This window comes from Sinosporangium siamense, from assembly GCF_016863435.1.
GTDB classification, from domain to species: domain Bacteria; phylum Actinomycetota; class Actinomycetes; order Streptosporangiales; family Streptosporangiaceae; genus Sinosporangium; species Sinosporangium siamense.
This window is the reverse complement of sequence record NZ_BOOW01000012.1, coordinates 186,477-209,654: the sequence shown is the minus strand read 5'-3', so window position 1 is coordinate 209,654 and position 23,178 is coordinate 186,477. Positions and strand designations below refer to the sequence as shown.

General features: G+C 66.8%; 20 protein-coding genes. 18 read left to right on the top strand and 2 right to left on the bottom strand.

Annotated elements, in window-relative coordinates; translation table 11 throughout:
* Positions 1–52: 52 nt before the first annotated feature.
* Entirely contained in the window at positions 53–679 is a 627-nt protein-coding gene (locus tag Ssi02_RS10510; RefSeq protein WP_239128773.1) for an Lrp/AsnC family transcriptional regulator, read from the bottom strand.
* A 130-nt stretch (positions 680–809) separates the two neighbouring features.
* Between Ssi02_RS10510 and Ssi02_RS10505 the strand changes: the two genes are divergently transcribed.
* The 18 genes from Ssi02_RS10505 (at position 810) to Ssi02_RS10420 (ending at position 19,528) form a co-directional block, all read left to right on the top strand.
* A complete protein-coding gene (locus Ssi02_RS10505; protein ID WP_204024300.1) occupies positions 810–2,426 on the top strand; it encodes an ABC transporter substrate-binding protein in 1,617 nt (538 codons plus the stop codon).
* Positions 2,401–3,501, top strand: a complete 1,101-nt coding sequence (locus Ssi02_RS10500) for an ABC transporter permease (RefSeq protein ID WP_204024298.1) — start codon at positions 2,401–2,403, stop codon at positions 3,499–3,501. Before Ssi02_RS10505 ends, Ssi02_RS10500 begins: the two co-directional genes overlap by 26 nt.
* A complete protein-coding gene (locus Ssi02_RS10495; protein WP_204024296.1) occupies positions 3,498–4,361 on the top strand; it encodes an ABC transporter permease in 864 nt (287 codons plus the stop codon). Before Ssi02_RS10500 ends, Ssi02_RS10495 begins: the two co-directional genes overlap by 4 nt.
* Positions 4,358–5,128, top strand: a complete 771-nt coding sequence (locus tag Ssi02_RS10490; RefSeq protein ID WP_204024294.1) for an ABC transporter ATP-binding protein — start codon at positions 4,358–4,360, stop codon at positions 5,126–5,128. The genes Ssi02_RS10495 and Ssi02_RS10490 overlap by 4 nt, the downstream gene beginning before the upstream one ends.
* 61 nt (positions 5,129–5,189) lie before the next feature.
* Complete coding sequence (locus Ssi02_RS10485) at positions 5,190–6,104, top strand: ABC transporter ATP-binding protein (RefSeq protein WP_204024292.1); 915 nt, start codon at positions 5,190–5,192, stop codon at positions 6,102–6,104.
* 3 nt (positions 6,105–6,107) lie between these two features.
* On the top strand, positions 6,108–7,127 hold the full coding sequence (locus Ssi02_RS10480) for a M24 family metallopeptidase (protein ID WP_204024290.1): 1,020 nt from the start codon (positions 6,108–6,110) through the stop codon (positions 7,125–7,127).
* Between the two features lie 170 nt (positions 7,128–7,297).
* Positions 7,298–8,647, top strand: a complete 1,350-nt coding sequence (locus Ssi02_RS10475) for a sensor histidine kinase (RefSeq protein WP_239128772.1) — start codon at positions 7,298–7,300, stop codon at positions 8,645–8,647.
* Between the two features lie 5 nt (positions 8,648–8,652).
* Positions 8,653–10,011 carry a sensor histidine kinase gene (locus tag Ssi02_RS10470; protein ID WP_204024287.1) on the top strand — a complete coding sequence of 453 codons (1,359 nt, stop codon included), beginning with the start codon at positions 8,653–8,655 and terminating at the stop codon, positions 10,009–10,011.
* A 154-nt stretch (positions 10,012–10,165) separates the two neighbouring features.
* Positions 10,166–10,696 carry a hypothetical protein gene (locus Ssi02_RS10465; RefSeq protein WP_204024286.1) on the top strand — a complete coding sequence of 177 codons (531 nt, stop codon included), beginning with the start codon at positions 10,166–10,168 and terminating at the stop codon, positions 10,694–10,696.
* A gap of 11 nt (positions 10,697–10,707) precedes the next feature.
* Complete coding sequence (locus Ssi02_RS10460; RefSeq protein ID WP_204024285.1) at positions 10,708–11,226, top strand: hypothetical protein; 519 nt, start codon at positions 10,708–10,710, stop codon at positions 11,224–11,226.
* A gap of 22 nt (positions 11,227–11,248) precedes the next feature.
* A complete protein-coding gene (locus tag Ssi02_RS10455; RefSeq protein WP_204024283.1) occupies positions 11,249–11,653 on the top strand; it encodes a DUF4279 domain-containing protein in 405 nt (134 codons plus the stop codon).
* Between the two features lie 497 nt (positions 11,654–12,150).
* The gene (locus tag Ssi02_RS10450; RefSeq protein ID WP_204024281.1) at positions 12,151–12,981 is read left to right on the top strand and encodes a hypothetical protein; all 831 of its coding nucleotides are present in this window, start codon (positions 12,151–12,153) and stop codon (positions 12,979–12,981) included.
* Between the two features lie 77 nt (positions 12,982–13,058).
* Positions 13,059–13,787, top strand: coding sequence for a hypothetical protein (locus tag Ssi02_RS10445; RefSeq protein ID WP_204024279.1), 729 nt, complete (start codon positions 13,059–13,061; stop codon positions 13,785–13,787).
* Positions 13,784–17,176, top strand: a complete 3,393-nt coding sequence (locus tag Ssi02_RS10440) for a polymorphic toxin-type HINT domain-containing protein (RefSeq protein ID WP_204024277.1) — start codon at positions 13,784–13,786, stop codon at positions 17,174–17,176. Before Ssi02_RS10445 ends, Ssi02_RS10440 begins: the two co-directional genes overlap by 4 nt.
* Positions 17,177–17,340: 164 nt before the next feature.
* On the top strand, positions 17,341–17,802 hold the full coding sequence (locus Ssi02_RS10435; protein ID WP_204024275.1) for a hypothetical protein: 462 nt from the start codon (positions 17,341–17,343) through the stop codon (positions 17,800–17,802).
* A 169-nt stretch (positions 17,803–17,971) separates the two neighbouring features.
* Positions 17,972–18,379, top strand: coding sequence for a helix-turn-helix domain-containing protein (locus Ssi02_RS39770; protein ID WP_204024273.1), 408 nt, complete (start codon positions 17,972–17,974; stop codon positions 18,377–18,379).
* Positions 18,380–18,858: 479 nt separating this feature from the next.
* Positions 18,859–19,110 (top strand): hypothetical protein, encoded by a 252-nt coding sequence (locus Ssi02_RS10425; RefSeq protein ID WP_204024271.1) that lies wholly within the window; start codon positions 18,859–18,861, stop codon positions 19,108–19,110.
* Positions 19,100–19,528, top strand: coding sequence for a hypothetical protein (locus tag Ssi02_RS10420; RefSeq protein ID WP_204024270.1), 429 nt, complete (start codon positions 19,100–19,102; stop codon positions 19,526–19,528). The genes Ssi02_RS10425 and Ssi02_RS10420 overlap by 11 nt, the downstream gene beginning before the upstream one ends.
* Positions 19,529–19,664: 136 nt before the next feature.
* On the opposite strand, the gene Ssi02_RS10415 is transcribed toward Ssi02_RS10420, so the two are convergent.
* Complete coding sequence (locus tag Ssi02_RS10415; RefSeq protein WP_204024267.1) at positions 19,665–23,177, bottom strand: S8 family serine peptidase; 3,513 nt, start codon at positions 23,175–23,177, stop codon at positions 19,665–19,667.
* Position 23,178 lies beyond the last annotated feature (1 nt).

Below are 23,178 nucleotides of genomic sequence, written 5' to 3'. Positions count from 1 at the left end.
ACCTCCCAGGCAGGCGCCGAATCCCCCCAGAAACGTGACCGACTGACCGCTCTCAGTCCCGCTGGAGGGTCGCGCGGCCCTCGGCGGCGCCGACGAAGCGCATCTTGCCCAACGGGACCGGTTCGCGGCGGCGGGGTTCCGGGCGGGGGGTGGTGGCCGTGCGGGCCGGCTGGTCGCTGGGGAGGACGTAAGGGCGGTGGAGCACTTCGTCCAGGATGAAGACGGTCTCGGTGGCCTTGACGGCAGGGATGTTGGCGAGGCGATCGGTCACCATGGCGTGTACGGCGGCGACGTCGGACATTCTCACCTGGATCATGGCGTCGTGCTGGCCGGTGGTGATGGCGCAGTACTCGACCTCGGGCATTTGGGCGAGCTGGGCGCGGAACTGCTTCCACATCTGCTGCCGGACGGTCACGAAGATCAGGGCGGTGATGCCGAGCCCGGCCCGGACGTGGTCGACCTCCAGGGTGAAGCGTTTGATCACGCCGTCGGCGCGGAGGGCCTCGAAGCGGGTGTAGGCGTTGGCGCGGGAGATGCCGACGCGTTCGGCCAGTTCGGCGACGGAGATGCGGCCGTGTTCGCGCAGGACCTCAAGGATCTTGAGGTGTGTGGCGTCGAGCTGGAGCCCGATGCCGATCCGTCCAGATCTACCGGCCCCCGGCGGATCCGTTCGCGACATTTCACCCATCTGACACCTCTCCATGACACATACGTCTTGACTTCAACATATGTCCTGGACTTTCCGAGGGACAATCCTGGACGATCCACCACGAAACGTCTAAATCACCCACCTGTTCGGAGGACCTAATATGGCGACCCGTTCGCGGCGCCTGGCAACGAAGGCGGCGCTTCTGCCGGTCATGCTCACCGGCGCGCTCGCCCTCGCCGCCTGCTCAGGCGGCGGCTCCTCCACGGCGCCCGCGAGCGGCGGCGCGGGGGCGGGCTCCGGGGCCAAGACCCTCGTGATCGACACGTCGTTCGATCTCAAGACGGCAGACCCCGGGCGCACCTACGAGCCCACCGGCCTGATCATCGGCAAGGCGACATACGAGACACTTCTCACGTTCGACGGCGCCGATGTGACCAAGCCGGTGCCCGCCCTGGCCGAGTCCTACGAACTGTCCGGCGACGGCAAGACCGTCACGCTGAAGCTGCGCCCGGGCGCGACGTTCTCCGACGGCTCCCCCGTGACCGCCGAGGACGTGGTGTTCTCCCTCAACCGGGTGCGGGACATGAAGGGCAGCCCGTCGTTCCTGCTCGACGGGGTCGAGGTGGCCTCCCCCGGCGCGGACACGGTCACGCTGACCTCGGCGAAGCCCAACCCGGCTCTGCCGTACATCCTGCCGAACCCGGGGCTCGGCATCCTCAATTCCAAGGTCGCCAAGGCCAACGGCGCAACCGCCGACGCTTCGGACAAGGCCGAGAAGTATCTGAACTCGGCCTCGGCGGGCTCTGGACCGTACATGATCGAGTCGTTCAACCTGACCGGCCAGGTCGTGCTGAAGAAGAACACGAACTACTGGGGTCAGAACAAGCCGGTCTATGACAAGGTGGTGCTCCGCAACGTCGAGGCGGCCACGCAGCGGCTGAACGTGCAGCGCGGCGACAGCCACGTGGCGCTGAACCTGTCGGGGGACCAGGTCGCGAACATGCCGGCGACGCTCCAGGTCAAGAAGACCCCGTCGGCCAACATGATCTTCCTGCTCAACAGCCAGAACCCGAAGATCAGCAAGATCACCTCGAACCCCAAGTTCGTGGAAGCCGTGCGCAAGGGCGTGGACTACAAGGGCCTGCTTGAGCTGGCGGGCGAGGGCTCCGTGCAGGCGCCCGGCGTGATCCCGTCGATGATGCTCGGCGCGCTGCCGCCCGACGCCGGCGCCACACGCGACGTCGAGGGCGCGAAGGCGGCGCTCAAGGAGAGCGGCCTGACCAACCCGACGGTCAAGCTGGAGTATCCGAGCGAGCTGACCGTGAACGGCCTGTCTTTCCAGCCGCTCGCCGAGCGTATCCAGGCGAACCTGAAGGAGGTCGGCATCACCGTCGACCTGACCCCGGCCCCGGTGACGACGGCGCTCGACAACTATCGCAACGGCAAGGAGGAGATGGGCCTGTGGTACTGGGGTCCCGACTATCCGGACCCCAGCGACTACCTGGTCTTCCTCCCCGGCAAGCTCGTCGGCCTGCGCGCCGGCTGGGCCGAGGGCGCGGACACGGCCCTTGAGGCCGAGGGCGAGCGCGTCGCCGCCATCGTCGGCGACGACAAGCGCAAGACCGCCTACGCCGACCTGCAGACGAAGCTGAACGCGCAGAGCCCGTTCATCCCGCTCATCCAGCCCACCCAGAACATCGTGACGGCGGCCTCCGTCACCGGGCTGGAGTACCACCCGGTGTGGACCGTCGATGTCGCCGACCTCGGCGCCAGGTAAGGCCCCGGCGGGCGGCACGGCTGGTCGCCGTGCCGCCCGCCCGGGTGTGCACCGCCATCCGCTGACGAGGTTCCTGGTCCGCCGCGTGGCCACCGCGCTGCTGCTGGCCGTGGGCATCACGCTGGTCACGTTCGTGCTGACCAACCTCGTGCCGGGCGACCCCGCGACGGCCAACCTGGGCCAGCGGGCGCTCGGCGACCCGGCGCTGGTGGCGCAGTGGCGGGCCGAACACGGGCTGGACGAGCCGCTGCCCAAGCAATATCTGCTCCACCTGTCGGGGGTGCTCCAAGGCGATCTCGGCACGAGCCAGCAGAGCCACCGGCCGGTCGCCGAGGACCTCGCGGAGTTCGTGCCGGCCACCATCGAGCTCGCGGGGGCGGCGATCGTCGTGTCGCTGATCCTCGGTGTGGCGTTCGGTGTGATCGCCGCGCTCCGCCGCGACCGCCTCGCCGACCAGGTGCTCCGCGTCACCAGCCTCATCGGCATCTCGGTGCCGACCTTCTGGCTGGCGCTGGTGGCGTTCTACATCTTCTTCTTCCGGCTGCAGATCGCCCCGGGCAGCGGCAGGCTCGACCCGGGCATGACGCCGCCGCCAAAGGTCACCGGCCTGCACACGGTGGACGCGGTGCTCGCCGGGCAGTGGGACGTGTTCGCCTCGGCCGCCGGCCACCTGGCTCTGCCCGCGCTCGTGCTGGCGCTTTACACGATCGGCCTGCTCACGCGGTTCACCCGGTCGGCGGTGCTTGAGGTGCTGGGGCAGGACTACGTGCGGGCGGCGCGGGCCAAGGGGCTGCCCGGCCGTACGATCCTGTTCCGCTATGTGCTGCGCTCCGCGCTGGTGCCGATCATCACGGTGGCCGGTCTCGCGTTCGGCAGCCTGCTGTCCGGCACGGTGCTCGTGGAGGCGATCTTCGCCTGGCCCGGCATCGGGCAATACGCCTACAAGAGCGCCACCGCGCTCGACTTGCCCGCCGTCATGGGCGTCGGCTTGGTCGTGGGGGCCGTCTACCTGGTCATCAATCTGATCGTCGACGTGTTGTACGGCGTGATCGACCCGAGAGTGAGGCTGTCGTGAGCCGCCTTTCCCGCAGGCGCCGCCGCCTGCCCGAGGCGTGGCGGCGTCCCCTGGCGGTCGTCGGCGGGGTGATCGCGCTCACCTGGCTGATCGTCGCGGTGGCGGCTCCGCTGCTCGCGCCGTACGACCCGCTGGCGCAAGAGCTGCCGCGGCTCGCACCGCCCGGCCCGGACCACTGGTTCGGCACCGACCAGCTCGGGCGCGACATCTTCAGCCGGGTGCTTTACGGCGCCCGGGTGTCGATCCCGCTGACGTTGCTGCTGGTGGTGTTGTCGGTGCTGATCGGCGGCCTGCTCGGCGCCTGCGCCGGCTATTTCGGTAGGTGGGTGGATGAGACGGTGATGCGGTTCGCCGACCTTGTGTTCGCCTTCCCGACCGTCATCCTCGCCATGGTCGTCGCCGCCGCCCTCGGCGCCAGCCTCACCAACGCCGTGCTCGCGGTGCTCGTCGTCGCGTGGCCGTCCTACGCCCGCGTCACCCGCGGCCTGGTCATGGGCATGCGCGAACGCGAGTTCGTGCTCAGCGGGCGGCTGCTCGGCTTCTCCGCCTGGCGGTCGCTCCGGCTCGACGTGCTGCCCAACGTCACCGGCCCCATCCTGGTGCTCGCCACCCTCGACATCGGTACGGCACTGCTGCTGTTGTCCGGACTGTCCTTCCTCGGCCTCGGCGCCAAGCCACCCTCCCCCGAGTGGGGCGCGATGGTCTCCTCCGGCGTCGAGGTGTTCGACAGCTGGTGGGTCGCGACCTTCCCCGGTCTCGCCATCCTGACGGTGGTGCTCGCGTTCAACTTCCTCGGCGACACCCTGCGCGACGCGCTCGACCCGCGCACCGCCAGGGCGATCAAGGTGCGTGCGTTGTGACCCTGACCATCTCGAACCTCCAGGTGTCCATCGGCGGCGCCAAGATCCTGCGCGGCGTCGACCTGGCGCTCCAGCCCGGCAAGGTGCACGGGCTCGCGGGCGAGAGCGGCTCCGGCAAGACCATGACCGGCCTCGCCACCCTCGGGCTGCTGCCGCACGGCGCCACCACGTCCGGCCGCGTCGATCTGGCCGGGCGCGACCTGCTCACCATGCCCGTCCGCGAGCTCAACCAGGTGCGCGGCAAGGAGGTGGCCATGGTCTTCCAGGACCCCGCCACCAGCCTGCACCCCATGTTGACGGTAGGCCGCCAGCTCACCGAGCACATGCGCCACCACCTTCGCCTCGACAAGGCCACGGCGAGGGCCAAGGCCTTCGAACTGCTCGGCAAAGTGCGCATCCCCGGCGCGGAGGCGGCGCTCAAGCGCTATCCGCACCAGTTCTCCGGCGGCATGCGGCAGCGCATCGCGATCGCGGTCGCGCTGGCCTGCTCGCCCAAGGTGCTGATCGCCGACGAACCCACGACCGCGCTCGACGTCACCGTGCAGGCCGGCGTCCTGCGGCTGCTGCGAAGCCTCTGCGACGATCTCGGCCTCGCCGTACTCCTCGTCACCCACGATCTCGGCGTCATGTCGGCGGTCGCCGACGAGGTCAGCGTAATGAAGGACGGCCTGGTCGTGGAGACCGGGCCGCGCGAGCGGGTGCTGCGCACCCCGTCGCACGCCTACACCCGTTCCCTGCTCGACGCACTGCCCGGGGAGACCGCATGACCCGCCCGCCCAAGCCGGCCCCCGTCCCGGCAGCGCTCGACGCACTGCCAGGGGAGACCGCATGACCCTGCTCACCGTGGACGACCTGGTCGTCGAGCACCGCACCCCCGGGCGGCCCGCCGTGCGCGCCGTCGCCGGGGCCGGGCTCACCGTCTCCTCCGGCGAGGTCGTGGGACTCGTCGGCGAGTCGGGGTGCGGCAAGTCGACCCTGGCCCGCGCCGTGTGCGGGCTGGTGCCCGCCACCTCGGGAAACATCACCTTCCAAGGCGGCCCGGTGCGCCCGCTCGGGCTGCGCCGCAGGCACCGGTCGCTGCTCGGCATCCAGATGGTGTTCCAGGACCCCTATTCGTCGCTGAACCCGCGGCGCAAGATCGGCGCGCAGATCGCCGACGGCCTCGCCGTCGCGGGCGACACCACGACCACCCCCGCCGACCTGCTGGAACGCGTCGGGCTGCCGCGCGGCTTCGAGGGCCGCCATCCGCACGAGTTCTCCGGCGGGCAGCGGCAGCGCATCGCCATCGCGCGGGCGCTCGCGGCCCGGCCGGCCCTGCTCATCGGCGACGAGCCGATCTCCGCGCTCGACGCCTCCGCCCAGGCCAAGGTCGCCACCCTCATGCGCGAACTGGCCGTGTCGTCCGGCGCGGGGTTGCTGTTCATCAGCCACGACCTGTCGGTGGTGCGGATCATCGCCGACCGCATCGCGGTCATGTATCTCGGCAAGATCGTGGAAACCGGGCCGACCGCTGAGGTGTGGGCCAACCCCCGTCATCCGTACACGAAGGCGCTTCTCGGGGCGATCCCCGCCGCCGACGGCGCGGGCCACCTGCCCGCCGAACTCGCCGGGGACGTCCCCGATCCGGCGGACCCGCCCGGTGGATGTAGGTTCCACCCGCGGTGCCCGGTGGCGATGGACGTGTGCCGCGCCAAGGAGCCTGACTTCACGCCCGTCGCCTGCTGGCTCCACGAACCGGCCTGAGCGATGGACGACTTCCGGAAGCTGCCGGAGACCGGTACGGCGGAAGCCTGCTGGGTGGAGCTCCAGGGCCGCATGGCCGCCTCCGGCATCGACGCGCTGGTGCTGCGGCCGTCACCCGACTTCCGCTATCTGGGTGGCCGATGGGATGGGTTCCTCGTGGTGCCCGCCTCCGGGCCGCCGGTGGAGGTGGACGGGCCGGAGCCGGTGGCCGGGTTGCTGGGGGCGGCGCGGCGGGTGGGCATCGACCCGGAGATGCGGGCGTCGGAGCTGCTCGCGCTTGGGCTGGAGGGTGACCTTGTGCTGGCTTCCGCCGTACTCGCCCCGATGCGGATGCGGAAACGGCCACCCGAGCTCGCGGCGCTGGAGCGGGCCGCGCTCGCGGCGGACGCGGTGCTGGACGCGGCGCTGGAGCTGCCGTGGTTCGGGGTGTCGGAGCGGCGGATGGCGCGCACGCTGCGGATGCTTCTGGCGGAGGCCGGGTGCGAGGAGGTGCTGGGGGTGCGGGTCGCGTCCGGCGAGCACACGTCCTGCCCGGACCGGGCGCCCACCGATCGGGTGATCAATCCCGGCGATGCGGTACTCGTCGGGGTTTGCGGGCGCTGGGAGGGCTACGTCGCCTCGCCGAGCCGCGTGGTGGCCGTCGCCGAGCCGCCCGAGGACTACGAGGCGATGCACTCCGTCGTGATCGCGGCGTCGGCGGCGGCCTGCGAGGCGGTCCGGCCGGGGGCGATGGCGGCCGAGGTGGACCTGGCGGCCCGGGAGGCCATCGAGGGGAGCGGGTTCGGCGACTACGCGACCGCGGGTGCGGGGCACGGGGTCGGCCTTTCGCCCGAGGAGGCGCCGTGGCTCGTGCCCGGCGACGACACGCCGCTCGCGGCGGGGATGGCCCTGTCGATCGGTCCGGGTGTGGTGCTGCCTGAGCTGTATGGGGCGGTGGTGAGGTTCACCGTGGTCTGCATGGACTCCGGGCCAGCCCAGGCGTTGAACCCGCTACCGGGGTCGTTGCCGGTTCTGGAGCGCTGAACATTGCCTTGCCAGGTGATCTCCAGGACATAAGCGATATGAGCGTTGAACCGGCAAACTGGCAGGTTTTACGCCTGTGACCTGTAGTTTTGCCAGGTCTTGCCGGTGTATCTCCGGCAATTCGAACGGTGTCCCCTTAGTGTGATCACCAGATCTCGGGGGGATTTCGTGTGATCACACGCTTCGCGTGGTCCGTGAGGACCCGCCTCACCCTGGCGGCCGGTGTCGTCATGGCACTGGTGTGTGCCGCCGGGTCGGTGCTGGCGATGCTCGGGCTCCACGATCAGGCCGTCAATGTACGGACCAACCACATCGTGGCCGAGGCGCTGAAAGTCGTGCACCTCACCAAGCGGGGGGTGCTGCCCGCGCTGCTCAAAATCGACGACATCCGGGCGATCCAGGTCATTGACGCCCACGGCACCGTGATCTCCGCCACCCCCGGCCTCCTCGACAAACCTCCCATGGCGTCCTTCCGGCCCGACGAGCTCTCCGCCCGCCAGGACAAGATCGTCTGCAACAGTCCCGATTTCCCCGATCAATGCATGATCATGGTGACCTTCCGCATCTACCAGCCCGACGGCGACTGGGCGATCTACGCCGCCGACCCAGTCGTGCCCTGGTTCGTCGGGCCGCAGATCCTCGCCGCCCTGATCGCCGGATCCCTCTTCCTGACCGCCATCACCACGCTCGGCACCTATCGCACGGTCGGCAACACCCTCGCCCCCGTCGCCCGGATCCGCCAGAAACTCGCTGAGATCACCGCCACCGACCTCGGCCAGCGTGTCTCCCTCCCCCGTTACCGCGACGAGATCCGTGCCCTCGCCATCACCGTGAACGAGACCCTCGACCGGCTCGAAAAAGCCGTGGAACGACAACGCCGCTTCGCCTCCGACGCCAGCCACGACCTCCGAAGTCCCATTACCGCCATGCGCACCCAGGTCGAGGAAGCACTCATGTTTCCCGAGGACACCGACTGGCAGGCGACCGCCAACGCGCTCCTCACCAGCCTCGACCGCCTCCAGGCCATCGTGTCCGACCTGCTGCTCCTCGCCCGCCTCGACGCCGGAACCCCCGGAGAGACCGACATGATCGACCTCACCGACTTCGTCGCCAAGGAGCTCGACCGCCGCCCCCGCAAGAAGAAACTCGACTGCGACCTGCAGCCGGGCGTGCCCGTGCGCGGCGACAAGCTGCGGCTCTCCCGGCTGCTCGCGAACCTGGTCGACAACGCCGAACGCCACGCGATCGATCACGTGCGCATCGCCGTATACCCCGACGGGGAGACGGCGGTGCTCGAAGTGCAGGACGACGGGGCCGGCATCGACCCCGGCGAGCGCGAAGTCGTCTTCCAGCGCTTCACCCGCCTCGACGCCGCCCGCAGCCGCGACGCCGGCGGCACCGGGCTCGGCCTCCCCATCGCCCGCGAGATCGCCGAGGCCCACGGCGGCATCCTCACCGTCGAGGACAGCGATCGCGGTGCCCTCTTCGTCCTCCGGCTTCCTCTCCACCCGGAGGAATGATCAGCATGTTCGGACGCTACAACTGGTCGGTGCGGAGCAGGCTGACCTTCCTCTCCACACTGATCGTCGGCGCGCTCTGCCTCGGCACCTCCGTCCTCGCCATGCTCACCGGCCAGGCCATCACCACCGAACACGCCACCGAACGCGTCGCCGCGACCGCCCGCCGCATCTCCACCCAGGTCGAGAGGTACGGCCTGGCCCGGCAGTTCAACCCCACACCCGTCGAACAGATCAACCTCGTGCAGATCCTCGACGTCAACGACCGCGTCGTCCGCTCCAGCGCCCCCCTCACCGGCCGCCCCCCACTGTCCACCGTCAATCCCGCCGGCACCGACAGCCGCTCGGTGATCAAATCCTGCGACAGCCCCGCCGTCCCCAAAACCTGCCTGATCATCGTGGGTTTCCGCATCTACGCCCAAGACGGCCAATGGACCGTCTACGCCGCTACCGAGGCGCCCCCGCCGTACGTCAGCCCCGTCTTCGTCGCCGGCCTCGTCGGCGCCAGCACCCTGATCACCGGCCTCACCGCCGCCGGCATCTCCCGCACCGTCGCCCGCGCCCTCGCCCCCGTCGAGGCCATCAGCTCCGAACTCACCGAAATCACCGCCACCGACCTCGGCCGCCGCGTCCCCGTCCCCATGTACCAGGACGAAATCGGCCATCTGGCCCTCACCGTCAACCGCACCCTCGACCGCCTCCACGCCGCCGTCGAACAACAACGCCGCTTCGCCTCCGACGCCAGCCACGACCTCCGCAGCCCCATCACCGCCATGCGCACCCAGGTCGAGGAATCCCTCCTCCACCCCGAAGACGCCGACTGGCCCGACACCGCCCGCGCCATGCTCGGCAGCCTCGACCGCCTCCAGGCCATCGTCTCCGACCTCCTCATGCTGGCCCGCCTCGACGCGGGCACCCCCGGGCAACGCGACCCCGTCCACCTCACGGAGATCGTCACGGCGGAGCTTGATCAGCGGCGGGATCGGCGTATTGGGATCGTTCGTGACCTTCAGCCGGATGTTTGGGTCACTGGGGATAAGCTTCGGCTTCTTCGGCTGCTCACTAACCTTTTGGACAACGCCGAGCGGCATGCCGTCAGCCAGGCCCGGGTCACCGTCCGGACCGATGGGGAGACGGCTGTCTTGGAGGTGTTGGACGACGGGGCCGGCATCGCTCCCGATCAGCGGGAAACGGTTTTCCGTCGCTTCACTCGGCTCGACGCGGCCCGCAACCGGGACGCCGGGGGGACGGGGCTGGGGCTTCCCATCGCTCGTGAGATCGCGGAGGCCCACGGGGGGATCCTCACGGCGGAGGACAGCATGTCGGGGGCACGGTTCGTGTTGCGGGTGCCTTTGCGGCAGGAGTAGGGGGCACCTTGCTGCGGCATTTTGGATGGCGGCAACACGTGCTACCTCGGTACGGTGAGGGCCTCGTTCGCGATCTTTTGAGGAGTTTGTGATCGTCGATCCAGGTGCACCCTGAACTCGCCTTGGTTCCCGGTGAAGATGAAGGCCGCCATCCATGTCGGAACATAAGTTTGTGTCGCCATCGGAAGGCTGCGCCGCGCTCGTCGGTCTAGCGTGGCGAGACATTGGACGTGCCGCCTCGATGGCGTGGTTCGGATTCGGTGACGAGGTTATCGTTACCAATCACCGCGGCACACGAAGGACTGTCAACCGGTTCTCGCTGCATATTCAATGTCCATGGCGGATATGCAATTCGACCGAGACGCTAATTGCCTCTAACGACATGGACTACCCCGCCCGCGACCCACAATCCTACTGGGATCCCAGCTTTGACCTGGACGCCTTCGAGTGGGACAGACAGGGGGCAAACTGGTTCGACCAACAGGTGTCGGTTATCCGCCCTCTTCTCTCTAGCCACCACCTCGTCACCAGAGCAGCAGTCGATCAATTGGGTAGCCTCACCTTGGAAATCACGCCGGATATTCGACTGGAGGCCATCCCGACCACGTCCTTCCCCATCGAAAACTGGCGGCTCATCAGGCACGGCCAGGAGGGATATCATGTAGTGGTTTTTGATAATCAATAGAATGAGGGGTCATGATGACAGGGGCCGAACTACTGGCTCGAACGCTCGTCACGGGGGAAGTGTTTGGAGTGTCGGCCGGAGCGAGCAGGGAGGCTATTGCAGAAGGCCTTGGCCGGGATTTTGCCGAAGAGGTCGGAGGGCGTTCAGGCCTGCGCGTCATGCGTCGCGACTATGGTCTCATCGAGGCGACGTTCAGCGAAGAACGCGAATGGACCTGCACCTGGATGCGCATAGAGCTACACAGGCTGGCGTTACAAGAGAACCTCCTGCACGAGGCACTCATGAGACATGGCATTGCTTTTGAGAACTACACGCCCTGGTCCGGTGTATTGTCGGTGCTTGACGTCACCTACGCCTTTCCACAGCCTCAGGAGTTCAGATCAGGGCCGGGAAATAGATCGTTTAGCGTGGATGAAGGGCACACCATCGCCCTGACCGTGGACGATAGCGACACCGAGAGGAATGATTATCCTGGCAATGGCGATATTTGGGCTATAGAGATGAGCACCTTCGCTCTGCCTGCCTTGTAGATGGACTCAGGATTGGCACCCATTGTTTAGAGTACGACTCAGACTGGTAAGCGACAACGGCGATCCGGCCGCCGTCACCGGGGCCACTGGAATACCGCCTAATCGCAGCTTCAGAGCCGGAGAAACCTCCACGAGGACCGGGAAGAAGTACAGGTTCAGTCAGTGGAGTAAATCAATCGGACAGGAGTCCGAGACCGATGGCATCGATGATGCCATCGCCGAAGTGTGCTCATGGGGGCTCAACACAGCCCGTTCATTCCGGGAGATCTGCCTGTCCGACAACTGGGAGGCATCGCTGGTAATCATTCAAGAAATCCGCGATGCCGACGATCCACACGAGAAGGGAATATCATTGACCTCCACGGCAATTTCCTGGCTTGCCGCAGCCGGGGCAAGTCTGGAGATCGACCAGTACTTATTCGTCTGAGCGGCCTCGCACGGGCAGACCCCGGAGATGAGGGGAAAGGCTGCCTGACCAGATAGGGACAACCGCAATCCGCAGGACCATCCGCCTTCAAATCCATGTGATGTAAATCACACAGCTTTCGCGAATGTATCCCTCAGACTGCGCTGCGTAACCCCCTCTTGGTGATCGACTCAGGCACCTCCGACTGATACACGCCCACCACGGAGCGTATCGGGAACGACACCGTCCGGCATTTGACCACCCCTGTCAATGCGATCAACATTCACGGTGATCACGCCCTTATGTCCACTTTATAGGTGAAAGTCCCTTGCCCGGAGTGGGCGGCAGCGTGCCCGACAACTGAATGAAGGACAGGTATGCGCCATCGACGACCTCGATTACTGCTACCCCTGGCCGCCGTAGGCATCAGCTCTGTGATGATCCTCTCCGGAATGGCTGTGCCCGATCGCCTTACACCTCAGGCGAAGGCAGCCGACTCACCAGCACCCGAACGTTCCGTGGACGGCAAGCGCATCAAACCCGTCGAGCTTCCCAAAGGCGCGGAACACCTCACCCCCAAGGCCAAACCCCAGAAGCCCGTGTGGCCCACCGCCGGCCAGGCCCAGGTCGACGTCCGGGGCACGCTCAGCCAGGCCGCGGACCTTCCCGTTCTCGTCGCGGCCCCGGGCAAGGGCGTCAAGGCCAAAGCCGCCGGAAAGGCTCCCGATCGCGTCGCCGTACAGACCTACGAACCTCAGCAGATCGCCAAGTTAGGTGGCATCGGTGTCGCGGCGCGCGTTACCCGCGCCGATGAGGCTCCCGAGCCCGGACCGGTGCAGGTGGCCTTCGCCTACCAGGGCTTCCGCGAGGCGCACGGCGGAAACTTCGCCGACCGGCTGCAACTGGTGCGTCTGCCGGCCTGCGCCATGGCCACTCCCAAGCCGCGCACCTGCGCCGTCGGACATCACGTGGTCAAGACCCGGCACGATCGCAAGAACGGGCGCCTGATCGCCGACATCCAGGCCGACCCGGCCAAACCTGCCGCCGCCAAAGCCGCTGAAGACCTCAAGGGCAAGGACAAGGCCACTCGCGCCAAGGCCGCTCAAGAGGCTTCGCTCCAGGCGGGTTCGGTCTACATGCTGATGGCGGGCATGTCCGGCTCGGAGGGCAACTTCGGGGCCACCGACCTCAAACCCGCAGGCACCTGGCAGGCCGGCACCTCCGGCGGCGGTTTCACCTACAGCCTGCCGCTGCCTGAGGCTCCCTCGCCCGCCGGGACCGGGCCCGACCTGGCTCTGCAGTACGACGCGTCCTCGGTCGACGGGCAGGGCTCCTGGACCAACAACTAGTCCGGAACGGTCGGCATCGGGTGGGACCTGAACACCGGGTTCATCGAGCGCAAGTTCCGCCGCTGCCACGTGGAAAATTGGTACGACCCCAACATCGGCCTGGTCTGGAGCGCCAGCGAAACGGGGAGCGCCCGGCGTGGCGGTGGAGCGACTCGTTCACCACCTACGACTCCTACGGCAAGCCCAGCCAGGTCAACGACCGCGGCGACACCTCGACCGCCGCCGACAACACCTGTGTGAGCACCACCTACGCCCGCAACACCACCGCATGGCTGATCGACTACCCCTCGGTCCAGGAGCGGCGGACAGGCGACAACTGCTCCACCGGCACCCTCATCGGCAAAACCGTCACGCTCTACGACGGCGGGACCGACCCCGCCACCAACTCCCCCAGCGACGGCAACGTCACCGAGACCCGCAACCACGCCGCCGCCGCGACCGCCTCCACCACCAAGGCCACCTACGACGACTACGGCCGCCCGCTGACCTCGACCGACCCGCTCAACAAGACCACCACCACCAGCTACACCCCCGCTGTCGGCTGGCCCGCCACAGAGGTCAAGGTCACCAACCCGCGGGGCCACATCACCAAGACGGTCTCCTCCTACCTGGTCGGCCTGCCCACCCGCGTGACCGACGCCAACAACTACTCCTATGAGATCGACTACGACGACCTGGGCCGCACCACCGCCCTGTGGGGTCCCGGCGAGCCCCGCGCGGGAGGTACGGCTACAGCCACGGTGGCCTATGACATTCCTTCGGGCGGGTGGATGGCCCAGCCGTCCGGCCGATCAAGACCACCATGAGACGGCTTCTGTCGGGCACCGGTGCCGGTGCGGTTTACACCGCCGGCCACTCCTACGAGGACGGCCTGGGCCGCACCCGTGAGACGCAGACCGAATCCCCCCAGGGCGGGCGTGCCGTCACCGTCACGGCCTACGACGGCCGCGGTCTCATCACCGTGACCTCCGGGCCGGCGCACAACGGCTCCGCGGCCGGGAGCGGCCTGCTCAACCCCACCCTCACGCTGCTGCCGCAGTGGGCCAAGACCGAGTTCGACGGGCTGGAGCGCCCGACCGCGGTCATCGACTACCACCTGTCCACCGAGCTTCGCCGTACCACGCACGCCTATCCCGGTGCCAACCGCGTCGAGACGACCCCGCCGGTCGGCGGCAAGAACGTGACGGTGACGGACGCGGCCGGGCAGACGGTGAAGAAGGAGGAGTGGAAGGACGCGGTCGTCCACCACGACACCGCCTACGCCTACGACCACAGCGGCAACCTCACCTCGGTGACCGACGCGCGCGGGAACGTGCGCACGTTCACCTACGACTGGCTCCAGCAGCGAACCGCGGCCACCGACCCCGACGCAGGCAGCAGCAGCACCGGCTACGACGCCGCCGGTCGCCCCCTGTGGAGCATCGACGGCACCGGGGCGAAGGTGTCCACGGTCTACGACGAGCTCGGCCGCCGGACCTCGCAGTGGTCGGGCGAGCCGAACACCGGCACCAAGCTGGCCGAATGGGTCTACGACACCGTCGCCTACGGCCACCTCACCAGCGCCACCCGCTATGCGGGCGGGAACGCCTACACCGACAGCGTCCTGGCCTACGACCACGCCTACCGGCCCACCTCCACCCGCACCAGCATCCCGGCCGCCGAAGGAGCGCTGGCCGGAAACTACGACTTCAGCGCGAGCTTCGACAAGGCCGGCAACATGACCGGGTACGGCATGCCCGCGGCGGGCGGGCTGTCGGCGGAGAACCTCACCCTCACCTACACAGGGCTCGGCCTGCCCAAGGGGCTCACCTCGAATCTGGGCGGCACCACCACCTATGTCAAGGACTCGCTCTACACCGCCACCGGCCGCCTGTCCGAGCGTTCCTACGGCTCAAACGGCCAGGTCAAGCGGGACTTCACCTGGAACGAGGGCACCGGCTACCTGACCCGGTTGACGACCACCGCCAAGGCCGACACGGCCACTCCCACCACCGCCCAGGACGACCAGTTCACCTACAACGCCGGGGGAGAGATCACCCGCATCCTGGATGCCGCCTCCGCCGCAGGCGGCAGCCCAGGCCAATCCGAATGCTTCACCTACGACGGTCTGCACCGGCTCACCCAGGCCTACACCACCCGCGCGGCAGCCTGCGGCGGAGGAGCGGACTACCAAGGTGTCGACCCCTACCGCGAAAGCTACGGGTACGACGAGACGGGCAACATCACCTCCCGCAACGCGTCGACTCACCCGATCCTGGGTTACTCCTACAGCTACACCTATCCCACTACGCCAGGCGCGGCCCGTCCCAACGCCGTCACCCAGATCGACGTCTTCGGGTCCGGGTCGATGCACACCGACACCTACGCCTACGACAACGCCGGCCGGCTGACCGCCAGCACCGTCGCGAGCACCCAGTCCACCTACGCGTGGAACGCCCTGGGCCAGTTGGAGAGTGCGACCGTCGCCGGGCAGAGCACGTCGATGGTGTACGACACCGACGGCGAACGCCTGATCCGCCGCGACCCCGGCGGAACCACCCTCTACCTCGGCTCCATGGAACTGCGGCTCGCCTCCGGCACTGTCACCGCCACCCGCTACTACAACGGCCCCGACGGCTCCACCGTCGCCCTGCGCAGCCCCGGCACCCTCAAATGGCTCGCCTCCGGCCTGCACGGCACCACCCAGCTAGCCATCGACGACACCCCGACCGCCGCTGTCTCCCGTGAGCGCTACCTGCCGTACGGCAAACGCCGCGGAACCGACGACCTGCCCTTTACCGACCGGGGCTTCCTCGGCAAGACCGAGGACGGCTCCACCGGTCTCACCTACCTGGGTGCCCGTTACTACGACCCGGTTTTAGCCAGGTTCATCTCCACCGACCCGCTGCTGGTGCTGGACCGGCCGCAGTGGATGAACCCCTACGCCTATGCGGGCAACAACCCCATCGGCCTGTCCGACCCCGACGGTCTGGCCCCCCGCCACGACGATGAGTACGCCTGCACCGACCGCAACAGCAAACGCTGCAAAGCGGGCCTGCTCAAGGCAGCCAAGTGGGACGCACGCCAAGCCCAGCTCGAAATGAACCGCCAATGGGACCGTCTGGTCAAGGCGCTCAAGTCCCTCGGCAAGATCCTCATGGATGAACTCGGCGTCACCGCGGGCATCGAGTGCCTCACCAAGTTCAGTCGCAACGCCTGCTTCGACACCATGCTCAATGTCTTGTCCTCACTCGCGGGCGGCGTTATTGCCAAGATCGCCCGAAAATTCATTTTGCCCACGGAGTGGGCAGCCGCAGGCAGACTCGCCAAGAAGATCGGACGTCACCTCACCACAGCAGTCAGCGCCTTTAAAGGCTGGTGGAAAGCCACCGACAGACTCAAGGCGGCCCGTGTACGGGCCAGTAGCGCTCAACGTGAATTCGACAAGGCCTGCAAGTCCAGTTTTGTGCCGGGTACGGTCGTTGTCATGGCCGATGGCACGAGAAAGCCGATCGAGAATATCGAAGTTGGCGACAAGGTCCTAGCCACCGACCCCAAAACAGGTAAAACCGGGGCCAAAGCCGTTACTGCGCTCATCAGCAGCAAGGGTGCTAAGAATCTCGTGCAGATCACCGTCGCCGCTGACGGCAAGGCTGGCAGTGCCATTGGGGTGATCACTGCCACCGATAACCATCCCTTCTGGCTACAAGACCGCAAGGAATGGGTCGAAGCCACCAGCCTACCCTCCGGGGCATGGCTCCAGAACACGGCAGGCGCCTCTGTCAAGGTCGTGGCCATCGCCAAGTGGAGCACTCAGAGTCAGCGTGTCCACAACCTGACGGTCGACGATATTCATACGTACTATGTTCGAGCCGGGTCCTCTGGCATTCTTGTACACAACTCCGATCCGTGCAACGATATGCCCTTCGGGCCGCAGTTGCACTACGAGGCGAACCCCAAGCACGCCAACGGAAAGTTGGGTAGCAGGATTGGGCCAGAACCGACGAACGCACAAGCCATGCTCAATCGCTCGTTACACATCAGCGTGAGAAGGCGAGTCGCTTACGACCGCTCCACCGGCGAAATTATAGTATTCGCCCAAACAAGGGATGCCACATGGCATGGCTATGTGGTCACCTGGAATCTCTTGGACCAAACTTCGAGATCCGCTCTCATAAAGGCCAAAATATTCAAATCCAACGGGAAGCTAAGATAGCAGCGCTCCTTCCAATATGAAACGCTTGCAACAATGAGGTGCATCCCCCTTCTGGCTCGCCTCCGATCGGGAACAGTGTTCCACTGCCAACAGGGTCAGGCCGGCCGGGAGGGGGTTGTGCTAATTATGATATAATTAAATTACCGCCAAAATAACGGAGCAACGTGAACTGGATGACCGGCGAAGGGTTGATCGGATGCGACGACCCCAGCGAGGTGGATGCCGCCTTCGACCGCAAGGAACACCATGTCGGCGCTGCGGTCATAGGACTCGCGTTGAACTGCCCGGATGTCGCCATCGTGGCTCCACGGGCGGTCCGCGCACTCGCCTCGGGCAGGCCCGAAACGATCAACCAGGGACTTACTGCCCTGTCTCACATGGTGAGAATAAATCACTCTGTCGACAAGGGGTCACTCGCACACTTGCGTCTCATGCTCAAGGACAAGGATCTACGGAAGACGGCGGAGCTCTACGCGGCAGACATATGTATCTACGTCGCACATGGCTCTCTGCCGCTATGGCTACGCATGTGGTCACTGAAATTCAACGCGCGCTACAGAATTAGCGGATGGTACGCAAGTCTACGCAATGACATTCAGGAACTCCTAGCACGCAAGAACCGATAAAGCAGGCAAAAAGGAACCTCGCACTGGGAGCACTTCTTCGCTCGGCGGAGGTGGGGGGAATTCTGCCCTTCCCGTCGAGTCGAACTTCTATGGGATCTTGGTTTCAAGCGGCGACTGTGACGGTCGTGAGATAATGTCTAATATCTCGACTTGATTGAAGCTGTCCCCCATGAAAGGGAATACCCCACTCTCGGCGGAAGAGCGTGAGGCTATTTCCCGAGAACTCACCACTCAGAGATCCTGCAGGGAAATCGGTCGATTCCTCGGCTGGCACCACTCCGTCATCGCCCGCGAAGTGGAAAGGAACGGCGGAGCAGCCGAATATCGAGCGGCAGCGGCACAACAGCGCGCCCCCGAAACGCGGAAACGCCCAAAACTCCGGAAACTCGTACGGAACAATCGGCTGCATGAGTTCGCTCGTGACAGGATGAGCAGGAAATGGTCTTCCCTTGGGGAAGTTCGGTCTCAGCCTGACCGCTCAGGCGGTCGAGTTCTATCGCCTGCACTGCTTGGCAAGCAGTCAGCTATACCTGCCCTCAGCTGGTGGAAGCAATCCCGCTGGTCAATAGCTCGTTGAACACTTCGGGCCTGCGGAGGGTGCGGCCCGAGCGCAGCGCGATGCCCTCGGCCTCGCAGAGAGTGTGGAGAGTTGGTCCTGGTATGTATCGTGCGAATGGCGCGGCCTGCAGCACCAAAAGCCACAGGTCACTGCTCCGTGTTGCACAACTGCAGGGCTAAGTCCTGGACGCGGCCCTGCTCGCCCAGGCGGGACACGGCGACTGCGATGTCATCGCCTTGCGACGTAGGCACCTTTACCGACGAAAGGCAGAGTGGCTGCAGGACGCAGTTTCACGTTGAGAAGGTCGCCCCCCACAGGCGGCCGCCGTTTCACCAGGGGCGCGCGGACGGGAGAAGCAAGGCCTATTGGCGAGCACGGCGAAGGTCACCGCCTGTCAAACCGGTCACCAGTTCGGCCGGTGCACACGCCGGGCGACGAGCGGTCAGCTGGGTCCGGGTTTCCTCCAGCGACGTCACCCTCTGGCATATGATGATTATATGAGCACCAAGCCGATCACCATCACTGTCGACGAGACCGTCCACGCCTACGTGCAAGGACAGGTCGAGGCCGGGCGGGCCCGCTCGGTGTCGGCCTACTTCAACGAGGCCGCGTTGCACCGGATGGACACCGAGCGGCAGGCCGACCTCGCCTGGCGAGCCGCCGTCGACAGAGCACATGCCGACCCCGCCGTTGTCGAGCGCGCTCGGCGCCGGGCACGCAAAGCGCAGGAGATCCTGAATGGCCGCTGACGGCTACGTCCTGGACGCGGCTCTGCTCGCCCAGGCGGGGCACGGCGACGGCGACGTCATCGCCTTGCTGCAGCAACTGGACGCCGCACAGGTCTCCTTGATCGTTCCGGCGCTGGCCGTCACCGGTGCCACCGTGGAGGCCGCAGCCACCAACGATCAGCTCGCCGTCATCCGGGGCGTCGGGAGACTGGACGCCGCCGACTTCGCTGGGCTCACAGCCTTTGACGATGCCACCGATCTGGCGCGGATGCGGCTGGAGGGCGATCAGCCCGATGAGCTGTGGGACGTGCAGACCTGTCTTCAGGCGGTGCTGCGCAACTGCCCGATCCTGACGACTGACGCCGCCCGCTGGAAGTCCACGGTGCAGGCGCTAGGGGGACAGTTGGTAGTCGTTGAGGTGTCTCAGCTCGACGATTAGCACCGTGTTGAGGACAGCCATCGTCCGGCGGCCGGAAAGTTATCCCCTTCCGGCCACCGACTTGCTTCTACGCTCGAAAGATACGACTCGGCCGGCCCCACCCCGAACAGGGTAGGGCTGGCCGTGGGACAGCCGCCTACGGTGTGACCCCCGTGGGCCACTTCCACACACGCACGGTGTTCACGATCGTGTCCCCCACCCGTTTGCCGAACTGCACGTTGAGCTGGCCGTCGACCACCGTCACCGTGTGTTGCCGGGTGACGGCAGTGCGGGGGCCGGCTGACGTGGCCAGGTCGAGGGCGGAGACGGCCGGTTGGCCTTCCACGGTGACGTCGAAGACGCGTTGGCCGGGGCGGCTCGCGCGGGTGTCGGCGAAGCCGAGTTCCACGGTGTAGACGCCGTTCGGCACATTGTCGAAGCGGTATTCAAGCATGCGTTCGCGGGCTTGTTTGAACAGTTCCTGTTCTGCGGTGCCGGCAATGGGAGCGGTGGAGGTGTGTACCCGGGTGCCGCTGCCGAGATAGCCCTCACCTCCCGCGACATATGCCTTGTCCGCCGACCAGCGTTCGCCGAGGCGGTCGACGAACTCCCGGGTGCCGCCGGTGTCGACGGCGGCGTGGGTGGTGGGGGCCACTACCCGCACGTTCACGTCGAATTCCGGTTTTCTGCCGCTGGCCGAGCTCACCGTCAGTTTGCCGGTGCGTACGGTGCCCGGTTGCATGCCGGAGGAGGAGGCGGTGACCGTGACGGTGCCGGTGGCGCCGGGAGGCAACGTGGACGTTCCGGGGGTGACGGTCAGCCATGGCTGGGTGGGGTCCGTGGCGATTGTGTAGTCGGTCGCGCCGGTTCCTCGGTTGGTCAGGCGGAAACGGCTGGTGTGTTCTGTGCCGGCGGGCATGACCAAGGTCACGGTGTCGGCGCTGGGGACGAGGTCACCGGTGGGCAGGGCGTTGTCGACGCGGCTGAGGGTGCCTTGGGTGACGGTGATGTCCCTGATGATCGTGCCGTAGTGCTCTTTGGACACCTCCACGCGGTGGTTGCCGATGGGGACGAGGCCTCGGAACCCGCCGTCGGCCCCCGTGGTGAAGGTGGGGGTGCCGTCGATTTTCACCGTGGCGCCCACCACGGGTTTGCCGTCGTTGGCGTCGGTGATGACGCCGGTGGCGACGCCGTGGCGGCTGGGGGTGAAGGTGAGGCTCTGGTCGCCGCGCAACGACGACTGGTTGTTCGAGTATTCGAATGCCTGCACCCCGTCGGAGTCACTGATGCCGATGATGGCGGACACCCCCGAGTCGGCCTCGGTCCTGATGCCGCGGTATCGGAATCCGATGGTGCCGTTCTCGTGGAGCAGGACGGAGAACGACACACGCCCGAAGGGGCGGTTCCCCCGTTGGAACTCACGCCATTCGATGACGAAGGTGCGGTTCGGTGCGGTGCCGAGTGCGGCGGTGTAGACCGATGAATAGTGCGGATCCACGCCGCCGTTGCCGAAGTAGGGGGCGATGAGGTCGGAGCCGGCCCATGACGGGAGCCCCCACAAACCGCTGGGCAGGAATCCCTTGAAGTTCAGGCCCCCCCGGCCGCCGACGGTGGCGCGAGTGTAGGTGTTGCCGTAATACGGGAAGGGGAAGGGCAGCTCCACCTGCTCCCTCTCGTCGTCCATGAAGATCCACACCCGGTCGACGCCCTCGACGTGAGGTTCGTTGCCCACCGTGCAGGTGTAGCCGAAGCGGTCGACACGTTGCGGCAGGTCGGTGTCGCGGATCAGGTCGCGGTTCACCTCGATCGAGGCGGTGACGGTGTCGACGCAGCGATGCCAGGCGGCGAACCTCACCTCGTGGGCGCCCCTCGGCAGAGTGAGGCGATATCGGCCGGCGGAGTCGGTGACCGCGCTGACGGGTGTGCCCACAGCGGTCACGGTGGCGCCCTCGGCGGGGGCGCCTTGGGAGGTGACGGTGCCGGTTACGACGCTTGTGGGCAGCGCGGTGAGGGTCACGTCCTTGGTGGTGGTCTGGTCGGCGGTGACGGTGAAGGCCGCGTTGGCGATGCCGTACCCGAATTTGTTGGTCGTCAGCCGATAATTCCCGACCGGCAGGCGGGGCAGGGTGAAGGTGCCTTCGCGGGTGGTGCTGACGGTGCGGTTCAGCGGGCCGAGGATCTGCACCTCGACGCCGGCCACCGGCTCGCTGCCGCTCGTCACCTTCCCGGTCACCGTGCCGAGCTGCTGGTACGGCACAGCCCGCACAGCCGCATACGCGTCCAGGCGGCCTTCGCCCCACACGTTGTTGTCGGCCGCCGTGCCGCCGCAACTGGTGTCGTCCACATCGATCGCGGTGCGGTCGAGCAGTGCGCGGGTCGCCGCCACGTCACCGCGCAAGGCGGGTGAGGCGGACCACATCAGGGCCACGGTGGCCGACACATGAGGGGCCGACATGGACGTGCCGGAGTATGAGGCATAACCGCCTCCGGTCACCGATGAGCGCACGCTCACGCCGGGGGCGGTGATGTTGGGCTTGATGTCCCCGGCCTCTCCGGTGCCTCGTGCGGAGAAACTCGCGATGCCGTTCCTGACGTTGGACGCCCCCGCGCTGTAACTGGACAGGTCGGCGCCCGGGGAGAAGGCGGAGTTGCAGCCGATCACATCAATGTTGCCGCCGGAGAAGACGGAGAAGATGCCCGCCGCCGTCCACGCCTCGGTGACCTGTTTGTAGAACGGGTCGATCCGGGTCCCACCCCAGGAGTTGTTGACGATGTCGGGGGCCAGGTCGGGCCGGGGGTTGGCGCCGCTCCGGTCGGTGGGGGCGAGCATCCACTGGCCGGCGGCGAGGAGCTGTTCGCTGTAGCACCAATCGTTGTAGCACGCCCGGGCGGCGATCCATTTCGCGCCCGGGGCGACGCCGATCGTGTTGCCGGTGCCGTCGTCGCCCACCATGGTGCCCATCGTGTGGGTGCCGTGGCCTGTGTCGTCGCAGGGTTTGCCGGATGTGCAGTCACGGAAGGGGTTGAACCAGTTGTAGTTGTGGTCGACGCGCCCGTCGCCTTTCCTGCCGCGATACTGCGCGGCGACGGCGGGGTGGTCGAACTCCACGCCGGTGTCGATGTTGGCCACGACGATGTTCTCGCCGCGGTTCTTCGCCTCCGCCCATACCTGTGGCGCGTTGATGTTGCCGAGGTTCCATTCGACCGCGTTGACCTTTGCCGTCTTCTCGGCGGGCCGGGGCTTGGGCATGGGGATGTCGCGGACGGGCTCGATGCGTTCGACCTCGGGGAGTTTCACGATCGAGTCGGCGAGTTTCGCGCCGCCGGTGACACGCACCACGTTGGCGATCCAATAGGGGGTGAAGTCGGCGCCCGCTCTCTTGAGGAGTTCGCGCAGGGCGGCCTGTGACGTCTCGGCGGTCTGGGACTTGGCGCGGTAGACCTGCTGGGTTTTCTCGGTCTTGGTGGCCGTGCTCTTGACGGCACTGAGGTCGGCGGTGGCCTTCATACGCACCCAGAAGGCGGCCTTGTCGTCGGCGGCCAGGTCCTTCCGTACATCCTGGTGAATCTTGTCGGGGGCGGATGCGGCGGGCGAGATGCCCGGTGGGGCGAGTAAAGCCAAGGTGGCCACGACGCCGATCAGAAGTGATCGGCGGCGACTGTCGGACACG

What these genes read in the sequence shown, in the direction of transcription:
- Ssi02_RS10510 (WP_239128773.1), bottom strand. Translation starts at nt 679, where the DNA reads ATGTCGCGAACGGATCCGCCGGGGGCCGGTAGATCTGGACGGATCGGC.
- Ssi02_RS10505 (WP_204024300.1), top strand. Translation starts at nt 810, where the DNA reads ATGGCGACCCGTTCGCGGCGCCTGGCAACGAAGGCGGCGCTTCTGCCG.
- Ssi02_RS10500 (WP_204024298.1), top strand. Translation starts at nt 2,401, where the DNA reads ATGTCGCCGACCTCGGCGCCAGGTAAGGCCCCGGCGGGCGGCACGGCT.
- Ssi02_RS10485 (WP_204024292.1), top strand. Translation starts at nt 5,190, where the DNA reads ATGACCCTGCTCACCGTGGACGACCTGGTCGTCGAGCACCGCACCCCC.
- Ssi02_RS10480 (WP_204024290.1), top strand. Translation starts at nt 6,108, where the DNA reads ATGGACGACTTCCGGAAGCTGCCGGAGACCGGTACGGCGGAAGCCTGC.
- Ssi02_RS10470 (WP_204024287.1), top strand. Translation starts at nt 8,653, where the DNA reads ATGTTCGGACGCTACAACTGGTCGGTGCGGAGCAGGCTGACCTTCCTC.
- Ssi02_RS10465 (WP_204024286.1), top strand. Translation starts at nt 10,166, where the DNA reads ATGTCGGAACATAAGTTTGTGTCGCCATCGGAAGGCTGCGCCGCGCTC.
- Ssi02_RS10460 (WP_204024285.1), top strand. Translation starts at nt 10,708, where the DNA reads ATGATGACAGGGGCCGAACTACTGGCTCGAACGCTCGTCACGGGGGAA.
- Ssi02_RS10440 (WP_204024277.1), top strand. Translation starts at nt 13,784, where the DNA reads ATGAGACGGCTTCTGTCGGGCACCGGTGCCGGTGCGGTTTACACCGCC.
- Ssi02_RS39770 (WP_204024273.1), top strand. Translation starts at nt 17,972, where the DNA reads ATGAAAGGGAATACCCCACTCTCGGCGGAAGAGCGTGAGGCTATTTCC.
- Ssi02_RS10425 (WP_204024271.1), top strand. Translation starts at nt 18,859, where the DNA reads ATGAGCACCAAGCCGATCACCATCACTGTCGACGAGACCGTCCACGCC.
- Ssi02_RS10420 (WP_204024270.1), top strand. Translation starts at nt 19,100, where the DNA reads ATGGCCGCTGACGGCTACGTCCTGGACGCGGCTCTGCTCGCCCAGGCG.